Origin of the sequence: Streptomyces litchfieldiae (assembly GCF_031845365.1) — a bacterium.
GTDB classification, from domain to species: domain Bacteria; phylum Actinomycetota; class Actinomycetes; order Streptomycetales; family Streptomycetaceae; genus Streptomyces; species Streptomyces litchfieldiae.
On record NZ_JAVREL010000013.1, the window covers coordinates 230,849 to 241,549 of the forward strand.

The window sequence follows — 10,701 nt, forward strand, 5'->3', positions numbered from 1 at the left end:
GTCCCGTCCTCGGGTCATGTGGGCCGCCCGCCGGACTGCCCGTTGTGCACTTCGATGTCGGCACGTGCCGTGCCCGGGGCTCGAGCCCGGACCAGCGCCGCCGCGCCCAGCCGGGTGGTGCCGTTGTCGGACAGCGGCGGGCCGTAGGCGATCGGCTCACAGGGGCAGATCACGCCGTGTCGGGTGTGTCGAGGGGCTGTGCGGGGTCGGGGAACCGGATCTCGACGGTGAGTCCGCCGGCCGCCATCGGATGGGCGTTCAGGACCGCGTCATGTGTGTGCGCGATCGCGGTCACGATGGGCAGGCCGAGGCCGAGGCCGGTGTGCCCCGTGGTGCGTTCCCGGTTGAGCCGCTGGAAGGGCTGAAACAGCCGGGCGAGGTCTTCGGGCGGGATGAGGGGGCCGGAGTTACGCACGCGCAGCACCGCTTGCCCGGCTGAGGTGCCGGTCATCACCTCGACCATGCCGCACGCGGTGTTGTGACGCACCGCGTTGTCGAGGAGGTTGGCCGCCAGCCGTTCGAGGAGGCGGGCGTCGCCCAGCGCGGTGGCCGGCGCGAGGTCTGCCCGGAGCCGTATCCCTTGGTGCTCGGCCTCGTTCCGGCGCGCGGTGACGGCGTCGTCGGCCAGTGCCTGGAGGTCGATGGGGGTGCGCCGGTCGAGTCCGCGCTCGCTGCGTGCCAGCGTGAGCAGGGCCTCGATGAGCCGCTCCTGCTGCTCGCCGGTCACGAGAACGCGCCGGCATGCGTGGCGTAGCGATGTGACGGTGGGCTGTGGGTCGGCCAGGGCGACTTCGATCAGGGTGCGCTGTCGCGCCAGAGGTGTGCGCAGTTCATGTGAGGCGTTTGCCACGAACTGGCGCTGGGCGGCGAAGGACGCCTCCAGCCGGGCCAGCAGGGCGTTGAACGTGTCGCCCAGCTGCGTCAGCTCGTCTTTGGGGCCGGGCAGTGCCAGCCGCTCGTGCAGGCTGTGAGCCGAGATCCGGCGGGCCGCGGCGTTGATCGTGCGGAGGGGACGCAGCACCCTCCCGGCCACCAGCCAGCCGAGGCATAGCGCGGCGGCGGTCATGGTGATCAGCATGAGACCCGAGCCGGCCAGCAGACGGTCGAGGGTCTGGGCACGCTGGTGGTCGACCAGCGCCCGCGCGGCCTGGTCGCACCGGTGGATGGCCTCTGTGTCGGGCGCCGGGCCGTCCAGTCCGGCGCAGAGCCGGACGAGGTTCCCCTCGCCCGGCCCCTCGTTGACGTAGGCGCGGGGAAACCCGCGTGCGATCACGATGGTGACGAGTAACAGGACGGCGCCGAAGACGAAGAACAGCGCCCCGTACAGCAGGGTGAGTCGTAGCCGGACGGTCGGGTCGGGCAGCCGGATCCAGCGGCGTGTTCTCGTGGGGCGGAGCGGGGGGCGCATGGTGTTCAGCCGGGGATGCGGTAGCCGGCCTGGGCCACGGTCTCGATGACCGGTGGGTCGCCCAGCTTCCGGCGCAGGCGGCTGACGGTGACCTTCACCGCCCCGGTGAACGGGTCGGTCATCCGGTCCCAGACGCGTTCGAGCAGTTCCTCTGTGGACACCACGCGGCCGCCGGCGGCGAGCAGCAACTCCAGCACCCCGAACTCCTTGGGCCCGAGGTCGAGTGGCCGGCCACCTCGTGAAGCCGCCCGCCGTGCCGGGTCGAGCACAACTCCACCACGGCTGAGCACCGGCGGGATGGCGGGCTGCGCACGTCGGATCAGTGCCCGGATGCGGGCGACCAGCTCGGCGAAGGCGAAGGGTTTGGGCAGGTAGTCGTCAGCGCCCAGGCCGAGCCCGTCCACCCGGTCGTCGATCGTGGCGGCGGCGGTCAGCATCAGGACGCGGCCGCGGTGGCCACCGGCCGCGAGCGTGGCGCATACCTGGTCGCCGTGGAGCCCGGGCAGGTCGCGGTCGAGCACGACCACGTCGTAGTCGTGCACGCAGGCGTGCTCCAGCCCTGATGAGCCGTCGAACGCCACGTCGACGGCCATCTGTTCACGGCGGAGGCCGACAGCGATCGCCTCGGCCAGCTCGACGTCGTCCTCGACCACCAGTATCCGCATCATGTCCTTCCCGACCGGCCGGCGTGAGCCTGCCGCATCCCGGGTTTCACGGTGGTTACACCTCAGCCCGTCGGGTCCACGTCCCCGTTCCCGGCCGCCGGGTGGAGAGGCGTAACCGCCGCGCAACCGGCCAGCGGATACATCTTGCGTCGTCCCTCCCACCACGTCGCGCTCCGAAAGGGGAAACGCGGTGCTCCACCATTCGTCGTCCACCAGCCGGCCCACCCGGCGGTCGGCGCTCCGTCTGCTGACGGCAGCGCCCCTGGCCGCAGGCTTTTCGGCCGCCTCGATGACCAGTCAAGCTCAGGCGGTGGCCCCGGCCGGCCTGGAGGCCAGCATCCACGAGATCACGGGACGGCCCGAGTTCTCAAACGCCCGCTGGGGCATGCGGTTCCACGCGGTGGACACCGGCGAGTCCCTCTACGAGCGGAATCCGGACCAGCCCTTCATCGCGGCGTCCGCGGCCAAGGTGTTCACCCAGGGCACGGTGTTCGACTCCCTAGGTCCCGACCACCGTTTCCGGACCCGGGTCTACCGCACCGGCCCGGTGGCCGGTGCGGTCCTGGCCGGCGATCTCGTGATCGTGGCGAGCGGTGATCTCGTGCTGGGAGGCCGGATCCAGGCCGACGGCACCGTTGCCGCGCCCATCCCGGATCACTCCTACGGCTCGGGGCCGCCCGCGCCCGGCGATCCCCTGGAGGTGATCAGGCAGTTGAGCCGTCAGGTGGCGGAGCACGGCATCCGCCGCGTCACGGGGCGGGTCCGGGTCGACGCCTCACTCTTCCGGGAGGGGCGGGAGGACATCGGCGTGGGCGGCCGGCGGATCCCGGTGTCGGCGATGATGATCAACGACAACATCATCGACGTCACGGTGTCGCCGGGCGCGACGGCTGGTGCGCCGGCGGTGGTCCGAACCTCCCCGGACACCGGCTACCTGACCCTCGTCAACGAGGTCCGCACGGTCGCCGCCCGGGCCCAGGCCGCCACCCCGCTCGCCTTCACGGAAGACGTGGAGAACGCGGACGGCACACGCACAGTGCGCCTGTCCGGTGAGGTGCCGCTCGCGGACGGGCCGCCCCGATCTGCCTTCCTGTCCTACTACGTGCCGGAGCCGGTGCGGTTCGCGCAGATCGTGTTCGCCGAGGCGCTGCGCGAAGCGGGCGTTTCGGTGGAACCGGGAGAGCGGGATGCCGCGTCCGACGCCCCGCCCACCCGACCGCGGGACCTGGTGGCCGAACATGTGTCGCCGCCGGTGTCGGAGCAGGCGAAAGTCATGCTCCAGGCCGGCTCCAACATCCACACGGTCACGTTTCCCTACCTGGTGGGAAGCATCGCCGGCGGAGAGCGGGAACACCCCCGGCAGGTCTACGAGGAGTTCCGGAGCCGGTTGTTCGCGCAGGCCGGCGTGGACCCGGACGTCGGCGACGACCCCGGATACACCCCGGACTTCTTCACCACGTTCCTCGCGCACATGGCGGCCCGGGAGTTCTTCCCCGCCTACCGCGCGGCACTGCCCGTGCTGGGCGAAGAAGGGGCCCTGGAAGACATCGAGGCGGACTCGCCCGCCGCCGGCCACGTCCACGCCAAGACCGGCGGAAGCACGGCCCGGGACGACCGAACACCGGTCAGTAAGGCGCTCGCCGGTTTCATCGAGCTTCCCGACCGGCGTCTGATCGCCTTCGCCGAGTTCGTCGAGCTGACCGGAGCCTCCGCGGAGGTGCTGGAGCAGGCCCGGCACGCGCTGGGAGAGATCGTGACGGCCGTCTACGTCTCGTGCGGGCAGGAGGCTGGTTCGCGATGAGGCGGAAGGTGACCACGTTCCGCCGGTCGTGGCGGCGACGCTGGCCGCGCCCGGTCGTGACCGCCGTCCTGGTGATTGCGATCTCGGGATCGGCCCTGACCCCGGTGCGGGCCGGGTCCTGGCCGGCCGAGCAGGACAGCGACAGGCCGGCGCCGTGCGTGCCGGCGTCCCAGAATCCGCCGCCGCTCACCCCCACCACCGTCGGGACGGTGCGGCAGGCCTACTACTGCATCCTCGACGAGTACGCGGACGGTACGACGCTGGACCACCGCGAGCTGCTGGCCGCGGCGTTCAGCGGGTTCGCCGGGGAACTGCACCGGCAGGGGCAGGACCTCGCCGCCGCCACGCTGCCGGCGTTCACCGGAGACCGGGACGAAGACCTCGCCGCGTTCAGCGAGGTCTACCAGCGGGTGACCGATCACCTGCCGGACGATCCCGCGCTGCGCCAGGCACTGGGCGAAGCCACGATCCACGGCATGGTGACCAGCCTGCACGACAACCACGCCGCCTTCAGCCGGTCCGTTCGGCTGCCGAACGCCGCCGAGGGCGAGGTCTTCGGGCTGGGCTTCGCGACTTCCCCCACACAGCACCTGGCCGCCACGGCCCCGGATGAGACGACGCCGCCCGTGTTCGTCACGGAGGTGTTTGGCGGCCCGGCCGCAGCAGCCGGCCTGCGGCCGGGGGACGTGATTCTTTCGGTCAACGGCTCCGCGCCGTTCGCCGGCGACACGCTCTCCCCAGGAGTCATGGACCTGCTGTATCCGTCCTACCCGAGCCAGGACGCGGTGGAGCTCACCGTGCGGCGGCCGGCGACCGGAACGACCTGGGCCGTCACTCTGCGGCCGGATCGGTACCGCCCCGACCCGGCCACGACCCAGCCGGTCACCTCCCGCCTGCTGCCGGGCGGCGTCGCCTACCTGGAGGTGCGGGACTTCCGGGTCCCCGGCACTGCGGACCGAGCCATCGAAGCGATCACCGACCTGGGTGCCGGGGCAGAGCTCCACGGGGTCGTCATCGACGTGCGCGGAGCCGGCGGCGGACGGCCCGACGAGGTGGCCCGGCTGCTCAGCGCCTTCGTTCATGACGAGACCCTCGGCTACACCTGTGATCAGGACTACGGAGACTGCGAGCCGCTGCGGACCGACGACGACGTCGCACTGCTCGGTCTGCCACTGGCCGTGCTGACCGATCGCAACTGCCCGTCGGCCTGCGACATGTTCAGCGCCGCCGTGCAGGATCTGGACATCGGCACTCTGGTCGGCACCCGCACCTCCGGCCTGGTCTCCGGGGGCGGCCGGGTCTACCAACTCGACGACGGCAGCCAGCTCATGCTGCCGAAACAGCGGGTGCTGGGCCCTCTCGGAGAGATGATCAACGAGATCGGGGTGGCCCCCGACCACCACGTCCCGCTCGTCCCCGAGGACTTGTCCACCGGGCGGGACCCCGCGCTGGACAGGGCGGTGGAGTCGCTGCTGGCCGAGGCTGGGTAACACCTGACAGGCCGCATCGCCGACTGGTCATCCCGGCCGGTTCACGGCGTGACGCGCGCCACCAGCACGCAGGCGTCGTCCTCCCGCCCCGTCTCGCCGCAGGAGGCCACGATGAGCTCCAGGCACTCCTCGGCGCTGTCGGCGGCGCCCAGCCCCTCGCCCAGGGCGGTCAGCCGTTCCTCCCCGCCGACCGCCGACGACGGGCCGTCGGCGGTCGGCGGGATGGCCGGAAACAGCCCATGGGTGTAGAGCGCCAGCACGTCGCCCGGCTCCAGCGGCTCGGCCCGCTGGCGTACTCCGGGTCACGTCATCGCGCCCAGACAAGATCGCGCCCCTCGTCGGCCACACCAGCACATCCACCACGGAGAGGATTTATCGAAAGCAGATCCGGCCTGTCGTCCAGACCGGCGCCACCGCCATGGACCGCATCTTCCCAGCGGAACCGCACCGGTAGTCACTCACGTACGACAAAGGGGCCGCTTCCCTTTCGGGAAGCGGCCCCTGACCTGTGGAGCTAAGGAGAATTGAACTCCTGACCTCTTGCATGCCATGCAAATCCGCCCCGCCTCCCCGGCTCACACACAGCCACCGACCTGCATGAACGGTCCCCGAGGGTCCACTGACGTCCACAGCCGCACACGGCGGTTGTCACTCAGTTAGTCACTCAGCACACTCTCGGCCGCCCCGGCTCACCAGCAGTGCGGACCCGCAGACGATCACCAAGCGCGCCGGCCAGCACACGAAACCCCACGAGGCAAAATGGAAGTAGGGCGCATTCACCTGTCAGGCCTTCGACTCAACGAAAACGACCCGACCTGCGTGTTCCCGTCACTGCAGGGGTGCACCGCTCCTCCGGGGGACAGAAGCGACAACGCCGAGCGATCCGAACCGGTCATGAGACCTCCAGTCCCGACGTCCCCTATGCCCAGTACCGACTCATCCCCCACGTGAAATCTCCACCAGCATTTCCCGCCCAAGGCCCGATGGCCCAGGGTTGGGACAACCACTCGGGTAACCATGTGCCCGCCAGCACGCATGAGTTGGCCGCCTCCGGAGGCTGGCCGGCCATCTTTCCACCTGTCGCACCCGACCTCAACCTCGTCGAAGACGCTTAGCGCCGCTGCCACACTGACTGCCCAAGGCTGGTTCAGCACCCCGAGCCCATCCGGCTGATCCGACACGGTCCACGCGCCGCCCAGTACGGCGGCGACCCCATCGACGGCCGCCTCACCGAGACGCCGACCAGTCGGTCTGGTCAAGTTCCACACGTGACGAGCTCAAATCTCAACGGCAGAACTGATGCTCTATGAGGGTCCGCAGCACACGCCCATATGCAGCATAATGGCCGCATGAACATTTTCGCACCGGTGGACAGAGAGAGCCTCCCCAGATTCCTGAGCGAATGGTATGGCGACGCCGCGTCGCCCGAAATTGAGTTGAGCGAGGAGCATGGGGCACCAAAGGAACTCCTCCGGTGGCACAAATTCTACGCCCAATGGAACGGGGTTCTCGCTTCGCACAATTACCCAATCCCACTGCAGGACCTAAGAGAAGAGGATGGAAAGATCCCATTTTGGGTCGAAAATCAGGGGACCTGGGTATGGGGTTTCGACACATCCCATCAAGAGAATCCAGTTTATGAACGAGAGCCCTCCGATGAACGGCGCCCCTGGATGCCCGTCGGCGAGACTCTGGCAGATTTCTTGGTTCACGCAACCCTCTTGGAAGCCATTTTGGGAGCCCCAAACAAGATGGTGACCAACCAAGGCGATGTGCAGACGATAATGAGCAGAGACGACTGCCACCTCCAAGAATTTCCGACATGGAGATGGCCAGCTCCTGGATCCCAAATCCTGGTGGGCCAGAGTTGGCTCGCCCTCGCCCACCCTATCGGAAAGTCCGAATTTAGCCACATCACGATCGCAGCGACATCACCAGACCACCTGGCCTGGGTCGAGAGTAACCAGAACGCATCCTGGCAACATCAACGTGCCGACCTTAACTGTGACACCAACGAGCCACCGCCGTGCCCACGCTAATCAGGCATTCCGGCAAAACGTTCGGTGCGCCGCAGAGAGATCACCCATAACTGAGCTCCCTCCGGAAGCGCCGCAGGCATGGTGCTCCTACACATGGAACAAATGCTGGTCGGACGATCAGCCTCACCCTTCACGAGACCATGTCGGCTTCCAGAGCAGCGGTAAGCGCATGAAGGCGTTCATCCGCAGCTCGTAAACACCAGGTTCATCAGCAAGATCGTTCGATTGTGAGCCGGTGTTCATTTGAACTCGCTTGCGGTACTGGTGAGTCGATTCGCCCTCCACCGCGATCAGGAAAAATTACCCGGAATTTCCCATCCGGCACATTCAGCGAGCGTTATTCAGGCGGCGTAATCGGGTCAACGTAAGACAACGACCCCGACCGAGTAAGATCGTTTTCCTTCCACAGAACACGACTTACAGGCGGAGCCGTTGCGTTACGAGTCTACTACTACTCCAGCCGTAGATCGTGATCTTGCTGGTCGGGGCCGGTGCGGAGACGGTTGCGGCCACCGTTGATCATCGTGAGTTGTGTCGACAAACGAAGATCAGGCGGTGGCCGCGGGTCACAGCGTAGTGCCTGCCCGGTGGCGGGCGATGTTCGATCAGTTGATGGGCCGCGTCGCCGGCCGGTTCGCGCGGGTTGAACCCCGCCGCCGCGCAACGGCGTTGGTGCTGGGCCTGCTCGCGGACCTGCCAAGAAAGAACTGCTGGACCCTGGCCGAACACGCGGGCGACGCCAGCCCGGACGGCATGCAGCACCTGCTCCACCGCGCGAAGTGGGACGCCGACGCGGTCCGCGACGACGTGCGCGCCTACGTGGTCGAGCACCTCGCCGACGACGCGGCGGTACTCGTGGTTGATGAGACCGGCGACCTGAAGAAGGGCACCGCGACGGTCGGCGTCCAACGCCAGTACACCGGCACCGCCGGGCGGATCGAGAACTCCCAGGTCGCCGTCTACCTCGTCTACTCCGCCGCACGTGGCCATGCCGCGATCGACCGGGCCCTGTACGTGCCGCGCTCGTGGACCGACGACCCCGACCGGTGCCAGGCCGCAGGCATCCCCGACGACCTCACCTTCGCGACCAAGCCCCAACTGGCCACCCGAATGATCCTCCGGGCGCTGGACGCGGGCACGCCCGCCCGCTGGATCGCAGGCGACGAGGTCTACGGCGACAACCCGCACCTGCGGGCCGCGCTGGAAACCCGCCCCATCGGCTACGTGCTGGCCATCTCCAGCACCCACCACATCATCACGCGCCGGAAAGTTCCAGGCGAAGGCACTGACCGCGCGCATCCCGAAGCGGGCCTGGCAGCGGCTGTCGGCCGGAGCGGGCGCCAAGGGCGAGCGGTACTACCACTGGGCCCAGGTCGACATCATCGGCCCAGCCGGACGGCCCGGGCACCGGTGGCTGCTGGTCCGCCGCAACCGGCGAACCGGCGAACTCGCCTTCTACCGCTGCTTCTCACCGCACCCGGTCCCGCTGTCCGAGCTGGTACGCGTCGCCGGACGACGCTGGACGGTCGAGGAGACCTTCCAGGCCGGCAAGGGCCTGACGGGCCTCGACGAGCACCAGGTCCGCCGCTGGACCTCCTGGCACCGCTGGGTCACCCTCGCCATGCTCGCCCACGCCTTCCTCGCCGTCACCGCAGCCACCGAACGCCACGACCATCCCACACCCGACGACCTGATCCCCTTGACCGCCAACGAGATCCAGCACCTGTTCACCGCGCTGATCAGCCCGGTTCACGCCCTCCGGCACCGACTCCGCTGGTCGCAGTGGCGACGCCGACACCAAGCCCGCGCCCGCAACTCACACTACCGACGGCAGGCAGCCACACAGCCATGAAGATCACGATCTACGGCTGGAGTACTACAGGGCTTGCTGCTGACCAGGCGGGACTGTAAAACGAACGGTGTATCCCGATCATGGAAGATGCACCTGTGACCAGTGAGAACACGTCCGCTACCGGTCCCATCGAGGCGGCTGAGCGGCAGCCGTCGGTGGCGGTGGAACAGCGGTTGATCGACCAGCTCGTCGATCGTGCCCAGGCCGAGGGCCTGAAGCTGACCGGTGAGGGTGGGCTGCTCCAGCAGCTGACCAAGCGGCTGCTGGAGTCCGCGCTTGAGGGCGAGATGACCGATCACCTCGGCTACGACAAGCACGACGCGGCCGGCAGGAACGGCGAGAACAGCCGCAACGGCACCCGCTCCAAGACCGTGCTGACCGATGTCGGCCCGGTGGAGATATCCGTGCCCCGCGACCGGGAGGGCTCCTTCGAGCCGAGGATCGTCAAGAAGCGGCAGAAGCGCCTGACCGGGGTGGACGAGATCGTCATCTCCCTGGCCGCGAAGGGCCTGACGACCGGAGAGGTCCAGGCCCACCTGGCCGAGGTCTACGGCGCCGAGGTGTCCCGTCAGACGATCTCCACGATCACCGACAAGGTCATGGACGGCATGACCGAGTGGCAAAACCGTCCTCTCGACCCGGTCTACCCGGTGGTCTTCATCGACGCCATCCACGTGAAGATCCGCGACGGCGCCGTGGCGAACCGTCCGATCTACGTGGCGCTGGCCGTCACGAGCGAGGGCACCCGGGACATCCTCGGGCTGTGGGCCGGCGATGGTGGTGAGGGCGCCAAGCACTGGCTGGCGATCCTCACCGAGCTGAAGAACCGCGGCGTCAACGACGTACTGATGCTCGTCTGTGACGGGCTCAAGGGCCTGCCCGACGCCGTGGGCACGGTCTGGCCGGCCACCATCGTGCAGACCTGCGTGGTCCACCTCCTGCGGGCCTCCTTCCGCTACGCGGCCCGACAGGACTGGGAGAAGATGGCCAAAGCACTCAAGCCCGTCTACACCGCCCCCACCGAGGACGCCGCACTCGAGCGGTTCACCGAGTTCGCCGACACCTGGGGCGGCAAATATCCAGCCGTCGTGCGGTTGTGGGAGAACGCGTGGGAGGAGTTCACCCCGTTCCTGCGGTTCGACGCCGAGATCCGCCGCATCGTCTGCACCACCAACGCCATCGAGAGCGTGAACGCCCGTATCCGCCGAGCGGTCAAGGCCCGCGGCCACTTCCCCAACGAGCAAGCCGCCCTGAAGTGCGTCTACATGGCCGTCATGTCCCTCGACCCCACCGGCACCGGCCGCAAGCGCTGGACCCAACGCTGGTTGAGTCGGCCCGGAGCGCGGTGCCGGTGTTCCCACCGGTCCGTTTCTCCGGGCCGCTCGCCGAACCCGGCGTGCGCCTCTCGACGCACCGGGCTCTCCACGGACTCTGCCGTCAGACGTG

The 10,701-nt window shown here is 68.5% G+C and carries 8 protein-coding genes, 1 tRNA gene and 2 pseudogenes; 5 read left to right on the top strand and 6 right to left on the bottom strand.

Annotated features, from left to right (window positions below):
- Positions 1-14 precede the first annotated feature (14 nt).
- From RM590_RS22365 to RM590_RS22375, 3 genes are read right to left on the bottom strand one after another with little or no spacing between them, the layout of a single operon-like run.
- Positions 15-173, bottom strand: a complete 159-nt coding sequence (locus RM590_RS22365) for a hypothetical protein (RefSeq protein ID WP_311706466.1) — start codon at positions 171-173, stop codon at positions 15-17.
- Complete coding sequence (locus RM590_RS22370) at positions 170-1,408, bottom strand: sensor histidine kinase (protein WP_311706448.1); 1,239 nt, start codon at positions 1,406-1,408, stop codon at positions 170-172. The genes RM590_RS22365 and RM590_RS22370 overlap by 4 nt, the downstream gene beginning before the upstream one ends.
- A gap of 5 nt (positions 1,409-1,413) precedes the next feature.
- On the bottom strand, positions 1,414-2,073 hold the full coding sequence (locus RM590_RS22375; protein ID WP_311706464.1) for a response regulator transcription factor: 660 nt from the start codon (positions 2,071-2,073) through the stop codon (positions 1,414-1,416).
- 289 nt (positions 2,074-2,362) lie between these two features.
- On the opposite strand from RM590_RS22375, the gene dacB reads away from it, so the two are divergent.
- On the top strand, positions 2,363-3,874 hold the full coding sequence (dacB, locus tag RM590_RS22380) for a D-alanyl-D-alanine carboxypeptidase/D-alanyl-D-alanine endopeptidase (RefSeq protein WP_311706449.1): 1,512 nt from the start codon (positions 2,363-2,365) through the stop codon (positions 3,872-3,874).
- Complete coding sequence (locus RM590_RS22385) at positions 3,871-5,364, top strand: S41 family peptidase (protein ID WP_311706450.1); 1,494 nt, start codon at positions 3,871-3,873, stop codon at positions 5,362-5,364. The genes dacB and RM590_RS22385 overlap by 4 nt, the downstream gene beginning before the upstream one ends.
- Before the next feature lie 41 nt (positions 5,365-5,405).
- Here RM590_RS22385 and RM590_RS22390 read toward each other — a convergent pair.
- Both RM590_RS22390 and RM590_RS22395 read right to left on the bottom strand, forming a co-directional pair.
- Positions 5,406-5,645 (bottom strand): annotated as a pseudogene (locus RM590_RS22390) (SpoIIE family protein phosphatase); the annotation flags it as partial.
- Between the two features lie 228 nt (positions 5,646-5,873).
- Positions 5,874-5,953: transfer RNA gene (locus RM590_RS22395), tRNA-Leu, on the bottom strand.
- Positions 5,954-8,015: 2,062 nt separating this feature from the next.
- Here RM590_RS22395 and RM590_RS36245 point away from each other — a divergent pair.
- Positions 8,016-8,813 (top strand): annotated as a pseudogene (locus RM590_RS36245) (IS701 family transposase); the annotation flags it as partial.
- A gap of 58 nt (positions 8,814-8,871) precedes the next feature.
- Here RM590_RS36245 and RM590_RS36250 read toward each other — a convergent pair.
- A complete protein-coding gene (locus tag RM590_RS36250; RefSeq protein ID WP_449657248.1) occupies positions 8,872-9,006 on the bottom strand; it encodes a hypothetical protein in 135 nt (44 codons plus the stop codon).
- A gap of 18 nt (positions 9,007-9,024) precedes the next feature.
- On the opposite strand from RM590_RS36250, the gene RM590_RS36255 reads away from it, so the two are divergent.
- A complete protein-coding gene (locus tag RM590_RS36255; protein WP_449657249.1) occupies positions 9,025-9,255 on the top strand; it encodes a hypothetical protein in 231 nt (76 codons plus the stop codon).
- Between the two features lie 80 nt (positions 9,256-9,335).
- The coding region (locus RM590_RS22405; protein ID WP_449657247.1) for an IS256 family transposase at positions 9,336-10,701 on the top strand (1,366 nt) is incomplete at its 3' end.

Coding starts and splice junctions, on each gene's coding strand:
- RM590_RS22370 (WP_311706448.1), bottom strand. CDS start 1,408: ATGCGCCCCCCGCTCCGCCCCACGAGAACACGCCGCTGGATCCGGCTG.
- RM590_RS22375 (WP_311706464.1), bottom strand. CDS start 2,073: ATGCGGATACTGGTGGTCGAGGACGACGTCGAGCTGGCCGAGGCGATC.
- dacB (WP_311706449.1), top strand. CDS start 2,363: ATGACCAGTCAAGCTCAGGCGGTGGCCCCGGCCGGCCTGGAGGCCAGC.
- RM590_RS22385 (WP_311706450.1), top strand. CDS start 3,871: ATGAGGCGGAAGGTGACCACGTTCCGCCGGTCGTGGCGGCGACGCTGG.
- RM590_RS36255 (WP_449657249.1), top strand. CDS start 9,025: ATGCTCGCCCACGCCTTCCTCGCCGTCACCGCAGCCACCGAACGCCAC.